Origin of the sequence: Aeromonas molluscorum (assembly GCF_051376105.1) — a bacterium.
Lineage (GTDB): Bacteria > Pseudomonadota > Gammaproteobacteria > Enterobacterales > Aeromonadaceae > Aeromonas > Aeromonas molluscorum.
Window position 1 is genome coordinate 389,365 of record NZ_JBPQCY010000001.1, and the last position, 21,742, is coordinate 411,106.

15 protein-coding genes, 9 tRNA genes and 1 pseudogene are annotated in these 21,742 nt (G+C 59.3%); 5 read left to right on the plus strand and 20 right to left on the minus strand.

Translation table 11 applies throughout. The features are described 5' to 3' along the window. The first annotated feature begins 386 nt into the window (after positions 1-386). The 3 genes from selD (at position 387) to ACSMDR_RS01810 (ending at position 3,276) form a co-directional block, all read left to right on the plus strand. Positions 387-1,424 carry a selenide, water dikinase SelD gene (gene selD, locus ACSMDR_RS01800; protein ID WP_436466827.1) on the plus strand — a complete coding sequence of 346 codons (1,038 nt, stop codon included), beginning with the start codon at positions 387-389 and terminating at the stop codon, positions 1,422-1,424. Continuing rightward, positions 1,421-2,524 carry a tRNA 2-selenouridine(34) synthase MnmH gene (gene mnmH, locus ACSMDR_RS01805; RefSeq protein WP_436466828.1) on the plus strand — a complete coding sequence of 368 codons (1,104 nt, stop codon included), beginning with the start codon at positions 1,421-1,423 and terminating at the stop codon, positions 2,522-2,524. The genes selD and mnmH overlap by 4 nt, the downstream gene beginning before the upstream one ends. Positions 2,525-2,631: 107 nt before the next feature. Then, positions 2,632-3,276 (plus strand): MBL fold metallo-hydrolase, encoded by a 645-nt coding sequence (locus ACSMDR_RS01810; protein ID WP_436466829.1) that lies wholly within the window; start codon positions 2,632-2,634, stop codon positions 3,274-3,276. Positions 3,277-3,292: 16 nt separating this feature from the next. On the opposite strand, the gene ACSMDR_RS01815 is transcribed toward ACSMDR_RS01810, so the two are convergent. Next, entirely contained in the window at positions 3,293-3,466 is a 174-nt protein-coding gene (locus tag ACSMDR_RS01815) for a hypothetical protein (RefSeq protein ID WP_436466830.1), read from the minus strand. Between ACSMDR_RS01815 and ACSMDR_RS01820 the strand changes: the two are divergent. Next, positions 3,465-4,414 (plus strand): annotated as a pseudogene (locus ACSMDR_RS01820) (IS1595 family transposase). The gene ACSMDR_RS01815 and the pseudogene ACSMDR_RS01820 sit on opposite strands and share 2 nt — an antisense overlap. A 55-nt stretch (positions 4,415-4,469) precedes the next feature. Here ACSMDR_RS01820 and rplY read toward each other — a convergent pair. From rplY to ACSMDR_RS01845, 5 genes are all read right to left on the minus strand, one after another. Then, complete coding sequence (gene rplY / locus ACSMDR_RS01825; RefSeq protein WP_005908201.1) at positions 4,470-4,757, minus strand: 50S ribosomal protein L25; 288 nt, start codon at positions 4,755-4,757, stop codon at positions 4,470-4,472. Between the two features lie 108 nt (positions 4,758-4,865). Further along, positions 4,866-5,639: a type IV pilus assembly protein FimV gene (locus ACSMDR_RS01830; RefSeq protein ID WP_436466831.1), complete on the minus strand. Its 774-nt coding sequence runs from the start codon at positions 5,637-5,639 to the stop codon at positions 4,866-4,868. 76 nt (positions 5,640-5,715) lie between these two features. Then, the gene (hrpA, locus tag ACSMDR_RS01835) at positions 5,716-9,603 is read right to left on the minus strand and encodes an ATP-dependent RNA helicase HrpA (protein ID WP_436466832.1); all 3,888 of its coding nucleotides are present in this window, start codon (positions 9,601-9,603) and stop codon (positions 5,716-5,718) included. 151 nt (positions 9,604-9,754) lie between these two features. Next, complete coding sequence (locus ACSMDR_RS01840; protein ID WP_436466833.1) at positions 9,755-10,177, minus strand: CBS domain-containing protein; 423 nt, start codon at positions 10,175-10,177, stop codon at positions 9,755-9,757. Positions 10,178-10,249: 72 nt separating this feature from the next. Further along, a complete protein-coding gene (locus tag ACSMDR_RS01845; protein WP_436466834.1) occupies positions 10,250-11,320 on the minus strand; it encodes a helix-turn-helix transcriptional regulator in 1,071 nt (356 codons plus the stop codon). A 1,040-nt stretch (positions 11,321-12,360) separates the two neighbouring features. Here ACSMDR_RS01845 and ACSMDR_RS01850 point away from each other — a divergent pair. After that, positions 12,361-13,620, plus strand: a complete 1,260-nt coding sequence (locus ACSMDR_RS01850) for an amidohydrolase (protein ID WP_005909493.1) — start codon at positions 12,361-12,363, stop codon at positions 13,618-13,620. A gap of 298 nt (positions 13,621-13,918) precedes the next feature. On the opposite strand, the gene yjjG is transcribed toward ACSMDR_RS01850, so the two are convergent. From yjjG to ACSMDR_RS01920, 14 genes are all read right to left on the minus strand, one after another. Further along, the gene (yjjG, locus tag ACSMDR_RS01855) at positions 13,919-14,593 is read right to left on the minus strand and encodes a pyrimidine 5'-nucleotidase (RefSeq protein WP_005909490.1); all 675 of its coding nucleotides are present in this window, start codon (positions 14,591-14,593) and stop codon (positions 13,919-13,921) included. A gap of 172 nt (positions 14,594-14,765) precedes the next feature. Further along, positions 14,766-16,256 (minus strand): M17 family metallopeptidase, encoded by a 1,491-nt coding sequence (locus tag ACSMDR_RS01860; RefSeq protein ID WP_436466835.1) that lies wholly within the window; start codon positions 16,254-16,256, stop codon positions 14,766-14,768. Between the two features lie 188 nt (positions 16,257-16,444). Further along, positions 16,445-16,521: transfer RNA gene (locus tag ACSMDR_RS01865), tRNA-Met, on the minus strand. 80 nt (positions 16,522-16,601) lie between these two features. After that, a tRNA-Met gene (locus ACSMDR_RS01870) sits at positions 16,602-16,678 on the minus strand. Between the two features lie 80 nt (positions 16,679-16,758). Beyond that, positions 16,759-16,835 (minus strand) — tRNA-Met (locus tag ACSMDR_RS01875). 80 nt (positions 16,836-16,915) lie between these two features. Then, a tRNA-Met gene (locus ACSMDR_RS01880) sits at positions 16,916-16,992 on the minus strand. An 80-nt stretch (positions 16,993-17,072) separates the two neighbouring features. Next, positions 17,073-17,149, minus strand: a tRNA-Met gene (locus ACSMDR_RS01885). Positions 17,150-17,229: 80 nt separating this feature from the next. Beyond that, positions 17,230-17,306: transfer RNA gene (locus ACSMDR_RS01890), tRNA-Met, on the minus strand. An 80-nt stretch (positions 17,307-17,386) separates the two neighbouring features. Then, positions 17,387-17,463 (minus strand) — tRNA-Met (locus ACSMDR_RS01895). An 80-nt stretch (positions 17,464-17,543) separates the two neighbouring features. Next, positions 17,544-17,620: transfer RNA gene (locus ACSMDR_RS01900), tRNA-Met, on the minus strand. 93 nt (positions 17,621-17,713) lie between these two features. Then, a tRNA-Met gene (locus tag ACSMDR_RS01905) sits at positions 17,714-17,790 on the minus strand. A gap of 356 nt (positions 17,791-18,146) precedes the next feature. Further along, a complete protein-coding gene (locus ACSMDR_RS01910) occupies positions 18,147-18,869 on the minus strand; it encodes an HI_1241 family integral membrane domain (RefSeq protein WP_436466836.1) in 723 nt (240 codons plus the stop codon). Between the two features lie 58 nt (positions 18,870-18,927). Beyond that, the gene (locus ACSMDR_RS01915) at positions 18,928-20,565 is read right to left on the minus strand and encodes an ATP-dependent endonuclease (protein WP_436466837.1); all 1,638 of its coding nucleotides are present in this window, start codon (positions 20,563-20,565) and stop codon (positions 18,928-18,930) included. Between the two features lie 269 nt (positions 20,566-20,834). Beyond that, positions 20,835-21,716 carry a helix-turn-helix domain-containing protein gene (locus tag ACSMDR_RS01920; protein ID WP_436466838.1) on the minus strand — a complete coding sequence of 294 codons (882 nt, stop codon included), beginning with the start codon at positions 21,714-21,716 and terminating at the stop codon, positions 20,835-20,837. Positions 21,717-21,742: the final 26 nt, after the last annotated feature.

A 21,742-nucleotide genomic window follows, 5' to 3' on the forward strand; every position in this document is an offset into this window, starting at 1 on the left:
TCCCATCTAGGTAGAGTGATCCCGCCTGTGGCCGCCAAGCCGGGGCAGCCGACTCATCAGGGTTGATAAGCGGCACCACAAATGGCGAAGGCCGTTCCCTCCCTTTCAGCCCGCCAATTCCCTCCTTTTTGTGTGAATTCCAGTTCGAACCAGAGAGGCCATTTATGGCATAATGGCTCCTCCTGTGGCCCTTGGCGGGGCTGCGCCGGCATATCTGTCGCCCCTCCTCCCCCGTCCTGCCAGGCTGCCTTGCACGGTTGCCTGACATCGTTGCGTTCAACGGCAGCCAAGGCCACCCCAGTTTCGCGCGCTTGCGCGCATGTGACGGCTTCACAGAGCCGCTGCACCTATTTGTAAACTCAAGTTTGCACACACAAGGGGAAAGTATGTCTTCCATTCGTCTGACCCAATACAGCCACGGCGCTGGCTGCGGCTGCAAAATCTCTCCCAAGGTGCTCGACACCATTCTCAAGAGCCAGATCCCGGGTTTTGACGATCCGACCCTGATCGTCGGCAACAGCAGCAAGGATGACGCCGCCGTGGTCGATATCGGTAACGGCCAGGGCATCGTCTCCACCACCGATTTTTTCATGCCCATCGTCGATGATCCCTTCACCTTCGGCCGCATCGCCGCCACCAACGCCATCAGCGACATCTACGCCATGGGCGGCAAGCCCATCGTCGCCATCGCCATCCTCGGCTGGCCCATCAATACCCTGGCGCCCGAGATTGCCCAGCAGGTGATCGACGGCGGCCGTCAGGTGTGCCACGAGGCGGGCATTTCACTGGCTGGCGGTCACAGCATCGATGCCCCCGAGCCCATCTTCGGCCTCGCGGTGACCGGCATAGTGCCGCTGGATGCCATCAAGCAGAACGACACCGCCCAGGTGGGTGACACCCTCTATCTGACCAAGCCCCTCGGCATCGGCATCCTCACCACGGCCCAGAAGAAGGGCAAGCTCAAGCCCGAGCATGAGCAGCTGGCCCCCGATGCCATGTGCACACTCAACAAGATTGGCCAGCAGTTTGCCAAGTTGCCCGGCGTGCATGCCATGACCGACGTGACCGGGTTTGGACTGGCGGGCCACCTGCTGGAGATGTGCGAAGGATCCGGGCTGCGCGCAAGCTTGAACTTCAAGGCGTTGCCGCTGCTCGCTGAGGTGGATTACTACCTGGGCGAGGGCTGCGTGCCCGGCGGCACCCTGCGCAACTTTGACTCCTATGGTGACAAGCTCGATGCCATGGACGATCGCACCCGCAATATCTTGTGCGATCCGCAGACCAGTGGCGGCCTGCTGGTGGCCGTCGGCAAGGAGAGCGAAGCCGAGCTGCTGAGCATTGCCCGCGATGCCGGGCTCTCCCTCTCGCCCATCGGCGAGTTGAAGGTCAAAGAGGGCGACAGCTTTATCGAGGTTGTCCAATGAGTGACTTGCCCCTCGCCACGGATCTTGCCGCCATCTTCCTCGAAGATGTGCCCCTCATCGATCTGCGGGCGCCCATCGAATTCAAGGAAGGCGCCTTCCCCACCGCCACCAGCCTGCCGCTGATGACCGATGAGGAGCGCGCCAAGGTGGGTACCTGCTACAAGCAGCAGGGTCAAGCCGCAGCCATCGCGCTCGGCCACCAACTGGTGGGGGGCGCCGTGCGCGCCGAACGCCTCGAAGGCTGGCTGGCGCAGATAGCGGCCCAGCCCGATGCCCTGCTCTACTGTTTTCGCGGCGGCTTGCGCTCGCAAACCGTGCAGCAGTGGCTCCATGAGGCCGGGGTCACCCGCCCTCGGGTGGCCGGTGGCTACAAGGAGCTGCGCCGCTTTCTCATCGATACTCAGGACAAGGCAGCCGCCGAGTGCCACTGGAGCGTACTGACAGGCATGACGGGGTCTGGCAAGACTCATCTGCTCGGCCAGGTGGCCCAGGCCATCGATCTGGAAGGACATGCCCACCACCGCGGTTCTTCGTTTGGTCAATTGCCGGGAGGCCAGCCGAGCAATATCGATTTTGAGAATCGATTGGCCATCGAGATCCTCAAACGCCGTCACTTGGGCGAGCTGCGCTTCGTGCTGGAGGACGAGAGCCGTCTCATCGGCCGCTGCTGCCTGCCGCTCTCCCTGTTCGATGCCATGACCCAGGCTCCCCTCGTCGTCGTGGAGGTGCCCCAGGCCGAGCGTGCCGAGCAGATCCGCGAAGATTATGTGCACGATCTCTGGCTGCGCTATCGCGACCTGCATGGGCAAGAGGCGGGCTGGCCCCTGTTTGCCGACTACCTGACCGGTGCCCTCGCCAGACTCAAACGTCGGCTGGGGGATCAGGGCCATCGCGAGCTGGATATTTTGATGCAGTCGGCCCTGGCAGAGCAGGCTCTCAATGGCAGTACCCAGGCGCACCTGTCCTGGATCACCCTGCTGCTGACCCGTTACTACGACCCCATGTATCTCTATCAGCTTGGTAACAAGCGCGATCGCATCGTGTTTCGTGGGGACAAGCAAGCCTGTCTTGACTACTTTGCCGCGCAAAACCTGGCCTAGTCGGCGGTGCCGACTCCCGTAAATGCAACAGCGCCACCCCACCGGTAACGCGCCGGGAAGTAGTGGATTGGGTGGCGGCCTGTTTGCCCCCTATGAGAGGAATTGACATGCTGAAATACGAGGTGATCCCTGTCACCCCTTTCGCTCAGAACTGCTCCCTGATCTGGTGCGATGAGACCCGTCAGGCGGCGCTGATCGACCCCGGTGGAGAAGCCCCTCGCCTGCTGGCAGCCATTCAGGCCAAAGGTCTGGTACTGACCAAAATATTGTTGACCCATGGTCACCTCGACCATGTGGGCGCGGCTGCCGAGCTGCGTGAACAGACTGGCATTGCCATCACGGGCCCCCATCAGGAAGATGCCTTCTGGCTCGACATGCTGCCCCAGCAGAGCCAGATGTTTGGCTTCGCCCACACCCCCGCCTTCAGCCCGGATAGCTGGCTGGTCGAGGGGGACAAGGTACAGCTAGGTAACTGCGAGCTGGCGGTCTATTTCTGCCCCGGTCATACCCCGGGTCATGTGATATTGCTCAGCCAGAGTGAGCGACTCGCCTGGGTTGGCGACGTGCTCTTTGCCGGTGGCATAGGCCGTACCGATTTTCCCCGTGGCGATCACGCGACCCTCATTCGCTCGATCACCGAAACCCTGCTGCCTCTGGGGGATGACATCGTCTTCATCCCAGGTCACGGTCCCAGCTCGACCTTTGGCCACGAGCGCATCAGCAATCCCTATCTCACCCAGCCCGTCTGGTGATCAAGGTGCGGAGCACTCATTGAAGGAGTGCTCCGGCTGATAGCCCGGCCGGCAGCCTGATGGATAAACTGCGAGATAACCCCGGCCAATCGGGTTTCCGGTGAAAAACAGCCATAAAAAAGGCGCTGTCCCAATTACGTGTTGAAAGGCTAAGCTTGAAGTAGGCCATCACCTTGAGGTCTACCATCATGGATACTCCAGCCTTTCAACATCTGTTGTCCCTCTTTCCCCAGTTAACCCTGCGCCAACGCCGTGTTGCTCAGCAGGAACTCTCTGCCCCCCACACCATTACCTCGCTCAATACTCAGTTACCGGCATGCAGTGGCTGCCCACATTGTCAGGCCAGTGTCACCGAGCTGGCGCCTTGGGGATGGAGTCGGGGACTGCGCCGCTACCGTTGCAAGCAGTGTCTGCGCACCAGCTCCATCCTCACCAAAACGCCCCTGGCCAGATTGCGTAAAGCACCGTGCTGGGAAGACTACGCGCAAGCCCTCATCGAAGGACTGACCGTCCGCCAGGCAGCGCGGCGCTGTGGGGTCAGCAAAAACACCGCGTTCCTCTGGCGTCACCGCTTCTTGCGTGCCATGGCAGGTCATCAAGCCACACGGGAAGAGGGCATCGTTGAGGTTGATGAGACCTTCTTCCTTGAATCGTTCAAAGGGCAACGGGGACTGCCACGTCCGCCAAGGCATCGTGGTGGCAAGGGGCGAACCCGTGGAACCGGGCCGGATTACATCCCGGTGATGGTGGTGCAAGACCGTGCAGGCCACCATGCGGATTTTCAGCTGGAGAAGATAAATGCCGATGCGGTCATCGCGGTCTTGACGCCACTGGTGTCACCGGATGCGGTGCTGTGTAGCGATGGTGCGGGTGTGTATGCCTGTTTCAGCAAAGAGCAGGGCGTCCCCATCAGGTAGTGCACAATCGCCAAAGCGAACGGGTGGTCGGTGCGTATCACATCCAGCACGTGAACGGTTATCACCATCGGTTGAAAGAGTGGATGGAGCGGTTCCATGGCGTGGCGACGCACTACCTGGGTTGGCGCAGGATGCTGGAGCGTTACGGAAGGGGCGTGAATATCAAAGCGTGTTTGCATGAGGCGCTGGGGCATCCCATGCAACACGTAATTGGGACATAGCCATAAAAAAACACCTCCACAAGGGAGGTGTTTTTATCACGAACCAAGCGAGAGCTTAGACGCGGATGAAGTCCATGTGAACCAGTTTGGCTTTAACTGGGTGACGCTGGATAGCCTTCACTTTCACGTTGACTTCTTCACCGTTCACTTTCAGGGTCAGCACGGATTCGTAGAACTCCGGCTTGGCTTGAGCGATGATGAATTTTTTGTGGTCAACAGTGATGGATACTGCTTCTTTGCCTGCACCGTAGATGATGGCAGGAACTTGGTCAGCATGACGCAGGCGGCGGCTCGCACCTTTCCCCAGGTCAGAACGGACTTCAGCTTCGAATATGAAAGACATATTGGTTATCTCTATGTAGATGACTTTATGATGCTGACTGCGACCGATCAGCACCTCGCAAAACGAGCGCGGATAGTAGCATGGCTATCACGGCAGTGACAAGAAAGGTTACAGGCTGCCATCGAGTCGATTGAACTGCTGGTGACGCTCGGCGGGGGTGAGCGCCTCAAAACTGGCCAGCAGCTGCGGCGCCGGGCAGCGCAAGACATCGCCGCTCTTGACCACTGGCTTCACCCCCAACTGCTGACGATTGGCTTCATAGAGCGCCAGCACATAGCTGTAGGTCTCTTTGCCCTGCCCCTTGGCCAAGGTGCTGGCGATGCGCCATAAGGTTTCGCCTGGTGCCACCTTGTGACAGATGCCAGCCACCCCCTCTCCCTTGGCCAGAGCTGGCTCGACCAGGTCCGGTGCGACCGAATGTTCCTGCCGGGGCATCCGATAGCCGAGCATGGGGGATCCCAGCAGAAGGCCGTATTGATTGGGAAGACTGAACTCGGGCAGCACTGGCACATGGCTGGTGGCTTGTTCGAGCACCTGCACCTGATTGAGGTTGGTCGGTTGTGCCGGCTCCACGCTGGCAATGCCATACGCCATCTCATCGATGCGCTCCAACCGGGCCAGGTAGGCACGGGAGAGCTGGGCCTGCCCCTCGAACAAGTCGAAAGGGGGCACCAGCCTGGCCGGGAACAATACTTGCCAATGCCCCTTGTATTGGCGGCTGGCCAACGGGGGGTATTGATTGCCATGCCAGGCGGCAAAAATGGGCGGCGGCGCTTGGCGCAGCGGATAGTATTCAGGATTCAGGCTGACCCAGGTCTGCTCGGCAATGGGTTGATACCCACTGATGTTGACCAACGCCATCCCTAACCAGAGTCCAAGCATGCCTGCTCCTTTTTATCTCGACTAATCAAACGGCTAGCGAGGCGACCTTCCCTGTCAACCCCGCCATGCCATCAGGTTAGCACTGAGCGATGGCACTCTGCACCCGTTTATCCGAGACCGGATAGGGGGTGCCCAGTTGCTGAGCAAAGAACGATACCCGAAGCTCTTCGATCATCCAGCGGATGTTGGCCACCTCGGGCGGGACCGGCTGGGACTTGGGGATCTTGGCCAGCAACGCCTTGTAATCGTTCTCTACACTCTGCACCTTGAGCATGTAAGCCCTGTCCCGATTGGGATCGATGGCCAGCTTCTCCATACGCCGCTCGATGGCGCGCAGGTAGCGCAGCAAGTCCGGCAGCCGCTGCCAGCCGGTCTCAGTCACGAACCCCTTGTGAATGAGGTTGCTCAGTTGCAGCTGAATGTCGGACATGGCAAAAGCGGTATCGAGCTGCATCTTGCCCTTGAGCCGCTTCTTGATCTCATGAGACAGGGTCAGTACCGCTTCCACCTGGCTGGCTACCTCGACCACCGCATCATTGAGCTCGGCGCGCACATACTCCTTGAGCGCGTCAAAACCGGCCTCGTCCCAGGCCAGACCGCCGTGACGTTCCATGAGCTTGTCGCAGCCGCAGGCGATGCAGTCGTCAATCAGTTCGGCCACCTTGCCAAAGGGGTTGAAGTAGAGGCCGAGCTTGGCTTTGTTGGGCAGCTTCTCCTGCAGGTACTTGATGGGAGATGGCACATTGAGCAGGATCAGGCGGCGTTGACCCGCCCACATCAGCTGCTGCTGGGTCACTGGGCTCTCCACCAGCTGGATGGCGACCGAGTCTTTCTGATCCACCAGCGCCGGATAGGCCTTCATCTCAAAGCCACTGCGTTTCTGGCTGTACTCCTTGGGCAGCTCGCCAAAGCTCCACAGGGTCAGGCCGGACTGCTCGATGTCATCATCGGCGACCTGGGAGAGCGTCTCTTGCACCCGCCCACGCAAGGACTCTTTGAGCGCCTCCAGATCCTTGCCTTCCGCCACCTTTTTGTGTCTGTCGTCCACTACCCGGAAGGTGAGTTTCAGGTGATCGGGCACCGCCGCCCAGTCCCAGGCCTCCCGGGGCACTGTGATACCGGTCATGCGCCGCAGTTGGCGCTCCATCTCGTCCAGCAGCGGCCCCTGCTCAGGATTGATGCTGGCAAGCAGCGCATCGGCATAGTTGGGGGCCGGCACGAAATTCTTGCGCATCGGTTTGGGCATCGACTTGATGAGGGCCACCAACAGCTCATGACGCAGACCCGGGATCAGCCACTCGAAGCCTTTGACTTCGACCTGGTTGAGCAGCGGCAACGGGATATGCAGGGTGACGCCATCGGCCGCCTCCCCCGGCTCGAACTGGTAGGTCAGCTTGAGCTTGAGGCGCCCCTGCTGCCAGAAGTTGGGGTAATCGAAGTCGCTGATGTGGGCGGCATCCCCCTTCATCAGCATCTCTTTCTCGAAGCTGAGCAGATCGGGGTTCTGCTTTTGCGCCTCCTTCCACCACTTGTCGAAGTGACGGGCGGAGATCACATCCTCCGGCAACCGCGCATCATAGAAGCGGAACAAGTCTTCGTCATCGACCAGGATGTCGCGGCGTCGTGACTTGTGCTCCAGCGCTTCCACCTCGGCCAGCAGCTTGCGGTTGTCGCTAAAGAAGCGGTGGCGGGTCTCGAAATCTCCCTCCACCAGGGCGCGACGGATGAACAGCTCGCGGCACATGGCCGGATCGATGGCACTGAAGTTGATGAGACGTTCATTGACCAGGGTCAGGCCGTAGAGGGTCACCTTCTCCTTGGCCATGACGGCGCCGTTTTTCTTCGACCAGTGCGGATCGCTGTGATGCAGCTTGATGAGGTGTCCGGCCAGGGGCTCGACCCACTCAGGCTCGATGCGGCCATTGACCCGGGCATAGAGGCGCGAGGTCTCCACCAGTTCAGCGGCCATCACCCACTTGGGGGGCTTCTTGAACAGCCCAGAGGCCGGGAAGATGTGGAAGCGGCCATTGCGGGCACCGAGAAACTCTGGCTTTTCCAGATCCTTGTTGCCGATGTGGCTGAGCAGGCCGGTGAGCAGGGCGCAGTGCACCGTCTTGAAATCCGCTGGCTCCGAATTGGTTTTGAAGCCCAGCTCTTTCACCGTCTGGCGCAGCTGGAAGTGGATATCCTGCCACTCTCGCACCCTTAAGAATGAGAGAAACTCCTTCTGGCAGAGGCGACGGAAGGGGTTGCTGCCCAGCACATCCTGCTGCTCCTTGAGATAGTTCCACAGATTGACGAAGGCGAGAAAGTCGGACTCCTTGTCCTCGAAGCGTCTGTGCTGCTCGTCGGCGGCCTGCTTCTTCTCCATGGGCCGCTCGCGGGGATCCTGAATACTGAGGCCCGCGGTGATCACCATCACCTCGCTCAGACAGCCGGTTTGCGCCCCGGTGATCACCATCTTAGCCAAACGGGGATCAAGGGGAATGCGCGACAGCTGGCGACCGGTTTCGGTCAGCTGCAGTTTGGCATCCTGCTCCCTGTTGGCCGACAACTCCTTGACCGCCCCCAACTCTTTGAGCAGGGAGAGACCATCCTTGATGTGACGGGACTCCGGCGGCTCGACGAAGGGGAACGCCTCCATGTTGCCAAGGCCCAGCGCCAGCATCTGCAAGATGACCGAGGCCAGGTTGGTACGCAGTATCTCGGGATCGGTAAAGGCGGGACGATTGTTGAAGTCTTCCTCTGAGTAGAGGCGGATACAGATACCGTCCGCCACCCGGCCGCAACGGCCCATACGCTGGTTGGCACTGGCCTGGGAGACCGCCTCTATGGGTAGGCGCTGCACCTTGGTGCGCCAGGAGTAACGGCTGATGCGGGCAGTACCGGGATCTATCACGTAGCGGATACCGGGCACAGTAAGGGACGTCTCCGCCACGTTGGTGGCCAGCACGATGCGCCGTCCGGCGTGCTGCTGAAACACCTTGTTCTGCTCGCTGTTGGAGAGACGCGCATAGAGCGGCAACACCTCGGTATCGCGCAACCCCAGCTTGTTCAAGGCATCGGCGGTGTCGCGGATCTCCCGCTCGCCATTCATGAAGATGAGGATGTCGCCCAAGCCCTCTTTGGCCAGCTCTTGCACCGCATCGAAGATCCCCTGCAGCTCATCGCGATCGTCGCCCCCTTCCGGGCGCGGCTGATAGCGCACCTCCACCGGATAGGTGCGGCCCGAGACCTCGATCACCGGCGCCTGGTTGAAGTGACGGGAGAAACGCTGGGGATCGATGGTGGCCGAGGTGATGATCACCTTGAGATCCGGGCGCCTTGGCAACAACTGCTTGAGGTAACCCAGGATGAAGTCGATATTGAGGCTGCGCTCGTGGGCCTCATCGATGATGATGGTGTCGTACTGGGTCAGCATGCGATCATGCTGGATCTCCGCCAGCAAGATGCCGTCGGTCATCAGCTTGATGTGGGTCTGTTCGCTCACCTGATCGGTAAAGCGCACCTTGTAGCCCACATATTGACCGAGCTCGGATTTCATCTCCTCGGCGATGCGGGCCGCCACGGTGCGGGCCGCCAGGCGGCGTGGCTGGGTATGGCCTATGTAGCCCTTTACCCCGCGCCCGAGCGCCAGACAAATCTTGGGGATCTGGGTCGTTTTACCCGAGCCAGTCTCCCCGGCGATGATCACCACCTGATGCTCACTGATCGCCTTGGCGATCTCCGCCTGTTTCTGGCTGACCGGCAGGTTGTCCGGATAAGTGACGGCAGGCACACCGGCCAGGCGAGACTGGTAACGCTGCTCTGCGGCGCCCAGATCGGCGGCAATGGTCTCAAGTACCGCCGCCTGCTTGGCCTCGGGCAACTTCTTGACCCCGTGCAGACGACTGGAAAGGCGACGGGCGTCAAGGTTCATGCAGGCTTGGATCCGGCGGCGCAACGCCTCGATAGAGAGAGACAAGGTACAGATTCCTTATAGAGAGCCCGCTGGGGGCCATATCGATAGCTGGGGGAGATCCTAAAGAGCAGGCGGGGGCGGCGCAAGTATTAACGCGGTCAGGTTGCAGGTCGGGATGAAAGCAGGGGAAGCCCCCTGCCTCAATGGAGAGATATCAGTTGTGATCCGGGTGAAGGAAACAGGTGTCTAGCTGATTATGAATGGCCTTCATCACATCATGGCGGCTGATGACCCCCACCAGGCGGCCTCCTTCCAGCACGGGATACATCTTGGGTTTCTGGCCCAGCATCATCTCGGCCAGCTCCAGCATGCTGGTGCCGGGACTGACGGTCAGCACATCCTTGCGCATCACATCTTTAACCTGGGCCACCTGTTCGCAGTGGTAGGCCTCCTTGAGCATGACAGAGATACAGTCTTGCTCAGAGACCCAGCCTATCAGGTGACCGGCTTCATCGATAACAGGGCCGCCGAGCTGATTGCTATTGATGAACTTGGCGACGACGGACTGCACCATCATGTCCGCCTTGAAGGTGATGGGCCTCACCTGCATGTAATCCTTGGCCATTAATGCTTTCATGTTGAACCCCCTAAGAAACCTGGCTCGGCCGCCTTATATTGGCGGCCTCATGTCAAGCATAGCTCGCCGATGTCAGGAGATGGATTGCAGCAGCAGCAGCAGCTCGCTCTGGCTGTGACAATCTGTCTTTTTGAAGACGCCCTTGAGAGTGGATCTGACCGTTTCCACTTTCACACCCCGTAATTGGGCAATGTCATTGCTGCTATACCCCTTGCTCATCAACATCAGCAACTCTTTCTCCCCTATGGTCAGCGGATAGAGGCTGGCCAGGGCTTCGATATCGGGATTGAAAGCATGTTCCGGGTCGCGCAGCACCAACTCCACATAACGCTCGAATCGGGTCAGGCCACTCATCAGGGTGCACTGGATCAACAGCGGCCTGAGATTGGCCTGGCGGGGCACGGAAAGATAGGCGCTTGCCCCAGGCAGCAGATATGCAAAGCCGGCAAGCATCTCTTTGAATTGACGTTGCAGTTCCTTGCTGTGCAAGGAAAACAAGCCGGTCAGGGTACGCAATTCCACATTTTCATCCGTGATGCGGTTAAATGCCGTATTGGAATAATGGATATAACCCTTGCCATCGATGATGGCGCTCGGCTTATTGTGATTGCGCACCAGTTGTTGCAGCTGGTAATTCTGGGTTTCCAGCGCCAGTAGATTCCAATAATGCTGACTCCAGGCCGCAAGACCGGCATAGGTATCCGCCACCAGATGCCTCTCTTGCAGATTGAAGTCACGCTGGGCACCACTGCGATAACCGCACAGGGAGCTCATGCCATGATCCTTGACCCGACACACCCCTCCCAAGGCAAACTGGGCCCCGAAACTGGCGAGCAGGCCCGCGTTGTCGGAGATCTCGTTGGCACTGACCACCCCCTGACATCCTTTATCCAGGTAGTGATTGAACCAGAGATCCTGACGATGATGTTGCAGATAGAAATGCTGCTGAGCCTCGTTCAAGCCGCTGGCAAACAATTTGATCCCGTCGCTCTTATCATCATCGCGCAATAAAAACAGGGTTGAACTGCCACCGAGGTCATGGCGAAATTTGTCCACGACCAGCTTAATGTCAGAATCATTAATACCGCATTCATATAATTGGTTTATATAAGGCGATACCCTCTCGCTTACTAATGTTTTCACACCCGAACTCCCAATTCTTATTTTTATTGAACAGGCATCTTACTCTGCATTGACTACAGCGAAAAGTAGCCAAATGAACAATTACCGGACCCGCTGCCTCAATATATTTACCATTAAGTGTTTATCAGCCATTGCTTATTAAGGTGCCCATTAAGCAGAGCCCAATACTAGGTTGCCCCCGCCCTGCTGGCAGCCTCCCCCTGATCCCGTGGTGCGCTATCCTCCCTCTCTTTTGGCGCCACTGGCTCTCCCCTCTCCCCCCTTGTCAATCTGAGTGCAACCCCTCCCCTCTTTCGGGTCAAAGAGTGAACCGCGTCATGGCGTTAGATAAGATCATAAAATCGACACCCTCAAAAAATCTGCTTAAAGGGGAGGAGGAGACCTTCTGACGGTCAAAAATAGACATCGGCGACAGCTTTTGACTGGGCTGGATCGTCATTTATTCCTTATAAAAGTGGATAAAGCTAAAAAGCCTCATTCAAGACCCACCCATAACCCAGGCACAAATCAAACATAAACCATTGAAATTAATAACTTTAAAATACTTTCTTGTCTAAGTATTTTTTTAACCATGGCAACTTGGCTGCATTTCAAACACCAGCATGCAAAAACGGTCACTTGGACTCCCAACTCATTAAAGTGGCTCATTTATCACAATGAGCCATTGTTTTAATCTCCCTTTGTGTTATCTTGGATCCATCAACAGCCAGCCAGGGAGAAAAGATATGACCGAATTCTTAGTTACAGCAGTTTTCACTGTGTTTTTCACTCTGGTCGCAGTTTCCCTGCCTTCACTGTCCCAGTTTTGAGCCATGTGGGGCGCTTGCCGCCTCACTGACTGACCAGAAAACGACTGTTTAATCGACACCAACTGTGCATTAGTCACGGTTGGTGTTTTTGTTTGTGCTTTTTGCACCATTTCTGCATTCCCCCATGACGGCCATGCTCGTCCGACCTCTCCTGCTCAGCCCCATCACCGATTTACTCTGCCCAACCCCGGGTTCACAATGGTGCTCTTCTGTTTTTTCTCGGGATCCGTTATGACTATCGACGCCCTGCGCCACTGGCGCCGCGACCTGCATCGCCTGCCGGAAGCGGCCTGGTGTGAATTTCGTACCAGCTCACTCATCGCACATCGCCTCAATGAACTCGGTTTCACAGTCATGCTGGGAGATGCCCTGCTGGCCAGTTCATTGGTGATGGGTCGCCAGATAGATGTGGCAGCACAGAAGGAGCGCGCCTTGCGCCAAGGGGCCAACCCCGACTGGTTGGCGCGCATCGAAAACCTGACCGGCGTCATGGGACTCTGGGACAGCGGGCGACCCGGCCCGACCTTGGGGTTTCGCTTCGACATAGACGCAGTGGAAGTTGACGAAGATGGCGGCGAGCAGCATCAGCCCAACCAGGAGGCATGGCAGTCTCACAACCCGGGTTGGATGCACGCTTGTGCCCATGATGGTCATACCGCCATCGGTCTGGTACTGGCGGAGCGGATCATGGCCCAAGCCGAGCAACTGGGAGGGCGAATCAAGCTCTTCTTCCAACCGGCGGAAGAGGGATGCCGAGGCGGCAAGGCACTGGCGGCGGGCGGTCAACTCGATGATGTTGACGCGCTGCTGGCCCTGCACATCGGTATTCATGCCGCCAGTGGCGAGTTGGTGCTCAACCCCACCGAATTTCTCTGTTCGACCAAGTTTGACGTGGAATTCATGGGAGAGTCGGCCCACGCCGGGCTCGAACCCAACGCGGGGCACAATGCCCTGGCCGCGGCGTGCATGGCAACCACCGCCATGCTCGGCATCCCCCGCCATCGCGACGGCATGACCCGTATCAATGTCGGGCAGCTCAGTGGCGGCAGCGGTCGCAATGTGATCCCGGGTCAGGCACGCCTGCAAGGGGAAACCCGGGGGGCCAGTCCTGCGCTCAACGACTATGTGTTTGGTCAGGTGCAACGCATCGTTGAGGGGGCCGCCCTGATGCAGGGGGTGAGTTATCTCATTCGCAAGCAGGGTGAAGCCATCGGTATCAACAACAGCCCTGAACTCATCGAGGAGCTGATGCCCCTGGCCGACGCCATGGCCCTCAATACGGTACACACCCGACGCTTCGGGGCGAGTGAGGATGCGGGTTTCCTCATCGAGCGGGTGCAGCGCAATGGCGGTCAGGCGGCTTACCTGATCCTGGGTGCCGACCTCAGTGCTCCCCACCATCACCCCGCATTCAACTTCGATGAAACCGTAATGGCCCATGGGGTTGGCTTGCTGGAGCGTTTTATCCAGCACAGGCTGGCTGTGTCTTGAACCCTTGATGCCGCACCATCGCTCGGCGTCCATGCAACCCTGATAGCCAGGGGGCCACATTGCTCGAGCGCGCTATCGCGCACAGGCTGTGCCCTGATCCAATAATGAGGATTGGCTGCCAGCAAGCAGTTCCCCACATGCTTGGCGGGGATCTGCCAATGAAACAGGCAGCCTGATGGCTGCCTGTTTTTATCACATTCCGTCAGCCTGATGCTTGTTTCAGGCACTATGTAGGTCTATCCCCGCCCTCTGTCAGTACGCTCATCTCAACAATCTCTCTCGGTACTGCCAGTGCCAGCTATCGCAGTACGATGTCGGCCAGATGGCTGAAGTGGCGGATCTCGTGGGTCGGGGCACAGTCCCCCTCCTGACCTTGGGGGTTATACCAGCAGGTAGCCAGCCCCATGGCTGCCGCGCCCGCAATGTCAGTCTTGGGATTATCCCCCACCATCAGCACCCGGGCCGGATCCGGCCGACCCATTAATGCCAGGCTCCGCTCGAAGATAGCCGCTGACGGCTTGGTGACTTGCACCTCATCCGAGATGATCAGCGGCGCAAACCAGTCGTGCCAACCGAGCTTGGCCAGACGACCGCGCTGGGGCAAGCTAAAGCCATTGGTGATGATCCCCATGCTCACCCGCTCCTTCAATCGCAGCAAGGTCTCCACCACCCCGTCCAGGGGCTGGCTCAGCGCAATGATCTGCATGAGGAAGGTGTTATTCATGGCGAGGGGGTCGAGGCCTTCTGGGACGAAGGGCGAGAAGCGGGTCTGTTGCAAATGCTGGGCATCTATTTCACCACTGTTGTACTGGCCCCACAGTCGATGATTGAGCTCACGATACTCACTCATCCGCGCTTCACTCGCTGCGATACCGTGCAGCTGCAAAGTCTGCTCCAAGGCGAGATCCACCGGGAAATCCACCAGGGTTTCATCAAGATCAAACAGTACCCAGTCATAAGATGGCGTATTCATATCAATCCTTTACTACATGGAAAATGAAAGCTGGCATTGACCCGGCCAAACGGGCTAAACAGTGGTCAACCCTTGGCAATGAGTGGCCTTTCGATGCCAAAAGCCACTCATCTTTGACGACCGGGCCGACAAGCAGGACGCCATTATCAGCCAGGGCGCGGACGGGATCCAGTCAGGATCCCAGCTTGCCGGCCTGCCAGTCGGCCAGCAGTGCCAGGGTAAACCGCACCCCGAAGCCCGTTACCTCGCTGCCAACCACCCCATTGCCGCCCTTGTTGCGATAACCGGACAAGTCCAGATGCAACCAGGGGGTATCGGCTGGCACGAAACGACTGAGAAAACGGGTCGCATCGATATGATCCGGCGAGGCGCCAGGGGCGCACTGCAACAGATCCGCCCATTCACTCTCCAGCGCCTCATCATAATCACTGTCCAGCGGGAAGGGCCAAACCCGTTCACCACTCTCTTGCCCCAGCTGGATCAGGCTCGGCAGCCACCCGGCCTGGTTGGTAAAGGCGCCGCTATAACGACTGCCCAGCGCCCGTTTGCAGGCACCGGTCAGGGTGGCGTAGTCGATGATGAGATCAGGTTCGTCCCGCGCCGCCAGCGCCAGGGCATCGGCCAGCACCATGCGTCCCTCGGCATCCGTGTCCACCACCTCGATGGTGGTGCCATTGCAAGCGGTGACCACCTCACCGGGACGATAAGCCTGCGGGCCTATGTGGTTCTCGGCGATGGCCAGCCAGCAGTGAACCTGCACCGGCAGTCTGGCTCGGCTAATGGCGAGCAGGGTACCGAGTGCCACAGCGCTCCCCCCCATATCGAGATGCATACCATACATGGAGCCCCCCACCTTGAGGTTGTAGCCGCCCGAATCGTGGCAGATCCCCTTGCCCACCAGGGCCAGCTGCTGGGTGGCGCCCGCGGGTAGATAACTGAGTTTCACGATGGCGCCCTGGCTATCCTCGGCGCCCCGGCTCACCGCGAGGAAGGCACCGGCGCCCAGGCCTTTCAGTGCAGACTCATCATATTCTTGCCAGTGCCACCCCTCGATACTGGCCATCTCTTTCACCCGCTGCCGGTAGCCGCTCGCATTGAGTACCGATGCCGGCAACACCCCGAGATGGCGGGCCAGGGCATTGCCCTCTGCCTCGGCACACAGGCGCGCCGCATCCAGGGGAAACGCGGGGGAACTTGAGATCTGACGATAGGCGGTGACCAGCTTGGTCTCGCGCTTCTGGCTCGGCAAGGTCACGTTGGCGGCCAACAGGCTGGCCAGTACTACCTCTCCGAGTCGCGCTCTTTCTGCGGACTCGAACCCTTCCAGATGCAGACTCAGCTGCTCGGTATGGTATTGGGCAAGGGGCGCAATCCACTGCCGGATCTTTTTGAAGCGTTCATGACCGGATCCCAGCGCCGGGCTGAATATCAGCATAAGCAACCCTGGCCGAGCAGTTGAATCGGTGATCGGGCACAGATAAGGCCCCTCCTGCCCCAGGGCCGCTTGCAGGGTGGCTGACACCAGTTCGGTGCGCGCAAGCAGCGTCTCTTTCAGACTCTGATGGCAGATCAATAGCTTGAGAGGGGAACTCAGCCCCATGAACTGATCAAGATCCCGAGGTTCATTGTCTATGTTGGGGGCCTGATAGGAAAAATCGAGCATTTAGCGCAGCCTCATCCATGGAAAACAGAAGAGAGCAGATGATACCTGAGCAGGAGCAGATCGCCATGGGGCGGCGCCATATGGGATAAGGGAAATGGCAGAGATGCAAAAAATCCGCAGATACCGGACACGCGCAAGGGAGATCTAAAGCAATGAGGAAATATTGAAGGGGAAGAGCTACGAGAAAGTGGTTGCGGGGGCTGGATTTGAACCAACGACCTTCGGGTTATGAGCCCGACGAGCTACCGAGCTGCTCCACCCCGCGTCCGAATTGTCCCGACATGGCAGAGCAGTTGCCATCTCGAGTGCGCCTTGAGGTTCACGAGTGAACAGCAAGACTCTGTGTGGTTGCGGGGGCTGGATTTGAACCAACGACCTTCGGGTTATGAGCCCGACGAGCTACCGAGCTGCTCCACCCCGCGTCCGAATTGTCCCGACATGGCAGAGCAGTTGCCATCTCGAGTGCGCCTTGAGGTTCACGAGTGAACAGCAAGACTGTGTGTGGTTGCGGGGGCTGGATTTGAACCAACGACCTTCGGGTTATGAGCCCGACGAGCTACCGAGCTGCTCCACCCCGCGTCCGAATTGTCCCGACATGGCAGAGCAGTTGCCATCTCGAGTGCGCCTTGAGGTTCACGGATGAACAGCAAGACTGTGTGTGGTTGCGGGGGCTGGATTTGAACCAACGACCTTCGGGTTATGAGCCCGACGAGCTACCGAGCTGCTCCACCCCGCGTCCGAATTGTCCCGATATGGCAGAGCAGTTGCCATCTCGAGTGCGCCTTGAGGTTCACAAGTGAACAGCAAGACTGTGTGTGGTTGCGGGGGCTGGATTTGAACCAACGACCTTCGGGTTATGAGCCCGACGAGCTACCGAGCTGCTCCACCCCGCGTCCGAATTGTCCCGACATGGCAGAGCAGTTGCCATCTCGAGTGCGCCTTGAGGTTCACGAGTGAACAGCAAGACTGTGTGTGGTTGCGGGGGCTGGATTTGAACCAACGACCTTCGGGTTATGAGCCCGACGAGCTACCGAGCTGCTCCACCCCGCGTCCGAATTGTCCCGACATGGCAGAGCAGTTGCCATCTCGAGTGCGCCTTGAGGTTCACGAGTGAACAGCAAGACTGTGTGTGGTTGCGGGGGCTGGATTTGAACCAACGACCTTCGGGTTATGAGCCCGACGAGCTACCGAGCTGCTCCACCCCGCGTCCGAATTGTCCCGATATGGCAGAGCAGTTGCCATCTCGAGTGCGCCTTGAGGTTCACGGATGAACAGCAAGACTGTGTGTGGTTGCGGGGGCTGGATTTGAACCAACGACCTTCGGGTTATGAGCCCGACGAGCTACCGAGCTGCTCCACCCCGCGTCCGAATTGTCCCGACATGGCTGAGCAGTTGCCTGGTTGGGTATTGCTTCACTCAAGTCATCTTCACTTGGCGACAAACATCATGAGTGTGTGTGGTTGCGGGGGCTGGATTTGAACCAACGACCTTCGGGTTATGAGCCCGACGAGCTACCGAACTGCTCCACCCCGCGTCTGAGGTCGCCAATAATAGGCGCCAGCGCAAATATTGCAAGCAAAAATCTTGATAAAGTTGAGTATGTAGATTAATGCGGCGCTAACAGCACCTTTTCCCAGCACCATGCTGACTTTTTATGCGATGAAACAAGCTCTTGCCTCTGAAACCTCCCCTTATGTCTTGCAGAGCGACAGGCGCCGCTGTCATGGGGCTGGCTCTGCTGGTTCATAACGCGCCCATCAGGAGAGACCATCCGCGGCTCACGGGGCGCGGCAAACGGGCAGCCCATCAGGAGAGACCATCCGCGGCTCATCGACCGGAAGAGCCAAGCCGGCTGATCCAGGCTCGGCCGTCCCCCAGGAATACGCAGTCTCAGTTCAACATATGCAAGGCGCCTGTGGCCGCAATCTCGGCAATCAGCAGACCGCAAAGGGTCGTCGACAACACCACGGGGGCCGTCTCGCGCCGCAGATAGATGGGGCTGAACCAGAGCAGCAAGGTGGCGATGAGCAGCAAGGTCTGGGTCAAGACCCAAGGCAGCAGGGCATCCAGCACCGTCTCAGTTGGCTGGTTTGCCAACATCAGGGCCGCAAACCAGAGCAGGCTGGCAATCGCCGCCCCGAGCCCCGCCATGGGTAACAGGGTATTGAACGCCTGCAACCGGTGGCGGGCCCGCAGCAGCATCAGGTGTGCAAAGGCGGCGCCCAGCAGCACCATTTGCAGCAGACCACTCACCCACCCCGCACTGGCCAGGAGACCCAGTCCATAGAGGCTCAAGGGCAAGGCTGGCAACAACAGCCAGTTGGCGGGAATGGCACGTTTGCCCTCCAGTCGCGACTGCAGCAAGGAGACACCGATACCAAGCACCAGCGCGGCGCCACCGAGCCAGACTTGCCACTGGGGCGCCTTGGCCTCCACCGCCAACATCACTGACAGGCCGCTGATGACCCAGACCGAGAAGCTCTGCTGGAGGATACGCGAGCGTTGGCCCGGGCAGAGATCCCCGCGCCACAGCACCAGAGCCAGCCAAGCGAGGGCCCCGAGTGCCATCAGGCCACTCAGGGGATAAAGCCATAGGGGTAATTGGGATAACATGAACGCCTCCTGTGATGAAGGGGGCGAGTATACCCAAACTCAAAGCGGAACCAAACGCCTAGCCCTGGCCCCTCGCCTGGGCAACCAGGCGTTTGAACAGCTGGCGGATCACCACCGGGATATGGTCACGGCCCAGACGCTCCGCCTCCTCCACCACGGCCAGCGCCATGCCGGGCTTGCTGCGATGGTGGATCGCCTTGTTGATGATGCGGCTGGCGTTGAGTGAGGAGCGCCCGCCGACACCGGCTTCACGCCGAAATACCGCCTCGAAGCCATTGTGATAGAGATAATGCTCTATGTCGGCGGCGGGCAATTGCGTCAGGCGATCCTGCTCCCGCTCCCCCTTGAGCAAGGATCGGGCCGAGCTGGCGTATTTTATCCCGGCCTCGTCACCGTCGGTGAGCAAGTGCCACTCTATGCCAAAGTCCCGGGCCACCTTGATGAGGGGCGCCTGACCGCACTGGGCGAACTCAATGATGCGCACCCCTTCGGCCCGCAGGCTGTAGCCGCAGATCTGGGCCAGCTCTGACAGCAGCCAGATCTCGGTCTCCCCCTCCACCAGTAACCAGCAGCGGGCAAACAGCGACATGGGTCTGTTGATGCGCACATGAAAGGCGATTTTACGCAGGTCGTCGCTGCTGTAGCGCTCCCCTCCCAACTGATGGCAGAGGATGTCCTGCTGACGACGCACCAGGCGGCGGACCTGATTCAGGGGCAAAGAAGAGAGCAGATCTCCTGAGTTGGTGGTAAGCAGCTTCTGCGCCGGCAATTGCTCAAGCAGCCCCCAGGCCAGGGAGAGCATGGTGGGGTGAAGCCGGCTCTCCGGATCCTCCACGATCATGATGGGCCTGGCCCCCTGCTCCAGCTCCCGATTGCCGCGAGCATTGAGCAAGGCGCCGGCCATGCCGGCCATCGCCAATTGCAGCGCCCGGTTGTCGGCGCCGCGCAACAGGCTCTGCAGATTGCCGGGATTGCGCAGTGTCATGGGCCTGTTGATGATCTCCCGCTGGCTGCGCGGCTTGTATTTGATGGGGGCCAAGGCTTTGAAGTAGTGATCCGTCAACTGGCGCACCGCGCTGAGCGCCTCCTTGAGCTCCTCTTCACCGATGCGCTGTGGCTCATCCCCCATCTTCTCCATCAGCTTGCCAAGGTGATGCTCGCTGGGCTCAGGCCAGGAGAACGCCTCCTGATCTAACCGGGCACTGCGGGCATCGCGTAGTCGAAATACCGGGTTCATGGTGATAATCAGAGTGACCAGAGGCCCGCTATCCACCCCCTCCAGCACCTTGCCAATCCCATCGAGAAAATCATGGTGACTCACGACGCTACCGTCATCTTGCAACTCGGCGCAGGCCCGGTAGTGGATGCGATGGAATTTGTCTTTGTGGCCGATCCAGACCGGGGCAAGCCGGGCCAGACGCTGGGAGCGCAGGCACATCTCGGGTCTGTATTCGCTGAAGGTGAGCACCAGTTGCAGGTTGCGCGCCGAGGCCAGTTCGGGATCTTCGGGCCTGTGGAAGTCATCGGCATTGAACTGATAGGGTTCTGCTTCCTGGCCCAGCAGGCACCAGAGTGCCCGCAGCAGGCTCGATTTCCCCCAGGCGTTCTCACCGATGAGCACCGTGGTGTTATCCAGGCTGAGCGAGAGGCGATTTATCCCGCGAAAGCCTTTTATCTCGATACGTTCCAGAAACATAGCGCCCCATGACAGCAGTCAACGTCTGGGGGTCATAGTGGCAAACTTGGCGCCGACTGCCTATGGCAGGGAGGAAGATTTCAACGAGAACTGTGAGGCACTTCGGGTTCGGGAACACAAGGGAGAGGCAGGAACCCGCGGCGGACATTCCAGTGACTGAACCAGAGATGGCGGCTGCGAGCCTGACGTTTGCTTTGTTTCAAGAGCGTTCCTTTTTATCAGGGTTGGATCATGTTGGATGATGCGCGCGGCTTATGGGCGCGCCGCCACTATCCCCGCCCAGCATGACAGTTCGATGACACGCGACTGCGCCACTGTCCCGGACTCAAGCCGAAATCATCACGAAAGCGGTTGCCGAGGTGCGCGGCGGACGAGAAGCCGCATTGGCTAGCCACCTCCTCCAGGGAGGCGCCGGCCAGCAAGAGCTGCTTGGCACGGCGCAATCGCAATCCTTGCAGGTAGCGATGGGGCGACGTACCCAGGGTTTGGGCGAACATGCGACTGAAGTGAAATTCGCTCAAGCTGGCCTCGGCCGCCAGCTCGCCCAGCAAGATGGGCTGCGCAAGGCGGGCTGTCATGTAGTCGCATACTCGCCGCGCCGCTGCCGGTGCCAGCCCCCCTTTGGGCTGCACCAAAGGCGGCGCCTCCTGGGTGTGCCGGCTAAAGGTGTGCAACAACAGCTGATTGCACAGCCCGCCGAGGGCCAGCCGATTGCCCGCCTCTTGCCAGTCAAGGCGTTGAAGCTGGTTGGCCAGCCTCATCAAGACGGCATCGTCGATGAAGGTCTTGTCATCGAGTTGCAGGTGACGCCCCTCCCGATCGCAGACCTCCTCTGCTATCCGCATCAGGTGTGCCGGGCTGAAATAGAGGTGGAAGAAGCGAAACTCCTCACGCACCAGCCACTCTGATCTGTGGTGATCCGGCATCAGGCAGATCTTGCCGACGCCGCCATGGCCTCCTGGGCCATCGAGTCGCTCCGTCTGCTCACCCCCTTCCAGATAGACGCTCAGGGTGTGATGACCGGGCCTGTGATAGCGAGTCTGATCGAAGCAGTTGCGCCAGCTGGCCAGCCCGAGCCCTGGCTCCAGCCAGTGGCTAGCCTCGAGCCGCGCCCCCGTGCTGACCAGTGCATCGAATACCCCTGCTGCCATGTCGCCTCTCTCATCCTGAAGATCCC

What these genes read in the sequence shown, in the direction of transcription:
- selD (WP_436466827.1), top strand. Translation starts at nt 387, where the DNA reads ATGTCTTCCATTCGTCTGACCCAATACAGCCACGGCGCTGGCTGCGGC.
- mnmH (WP_436466828.1), top strand. Translation starts at nt 1,421, where the DNA reads ATGAGTGACTTGCCCCTCGCCACGGATCTTGCCGCCATCTTCCTCGAA.
- ACSMDR_RS01810 (WP_436466829.1), top strand. Translation starts at nt 2,632, where the DNA reads ATGCTGAAATACGAGGTGATCCCTGTCACCCCTTTCGCTCAGAACTGC.
- ACSMDR_RS01815 (WP_436466830.1), bottom strand. Translation starts at nt 3,466, where the DNA reads ATGATGGTAGACCTCAAGGTGATGGCCTACTTCAAGCTTAGCCTTTCA.
- rplY (WP_005908201.1), bottom strand. Translation starts at nt 4,757, where the DNA reads ATGTCTTTCATATTCGAAGCTGAAGTCCGTTCTGACCTGGGGAAAGGT.
- ACSMDR_RS01830 (WP_436466831.1), bottom strand. Translation starts at nt 5,639, where the DNA reads ATGCTTGGACTCTGGTTAGGGATGGCGTTGGTCAACATCAGTGGGTAT.
- ACSMDR_RS01840 (WP_436466833.1), bottom strand. Translation starts at nt 10,177, where the DNA reads ATGAAAGCATTAATGGCCAAGGATTACATGCAGGTGAGGCCCATCACC.
- ACSMDR_RS01850 (WP_005909493.1), top strand. Translation starts at nt 12,361, where the DNA reads ATGACTATCGACGCCCTGCGCCACTGGCGCCGCGACCTGCATCGCCTG.
- yjjG (WP_005909490.1), bottom strand. Translation starts at nt 14,593, where the DNA reads ATGAATACGCCATCTTATGACTGGGTACTGTTTGATCTTGATGAAACC.
- ACSMDR_RS01860 (WP_436466835.1), bottom strand. Translation starts at nt 16,256, where the DNA reads ATGCTCGATTTTTCCTATCAGGCCCCCAACATAGACAATGAACCTCGG.
- ACSMDR_RS01910 (WP_436466836.1), bottom strand. Translation starts at nt 18,869, where the DNA reads ATGTTATCCCAATTACCCCTATGGCTTTATCCCCTGAGTGGCCTGATG.
- ACSMDR_RS01915 (WP_436466837.1), bottom strand. Translation starts at nt 20,565, where the DNA reads ATGTTTCTGGAACGTATCGAGATAAAAGGCTTTCGCGGGATAAATCGC.
- ACSMDR_RS01920 (WP_436466838.1), bottom strand. Translation starts at nt 21,716, where the DNA reads ATGGCAGCAGGGGTATTCGATGCACTGGTCAGCACGGGGGCGCGGCTC.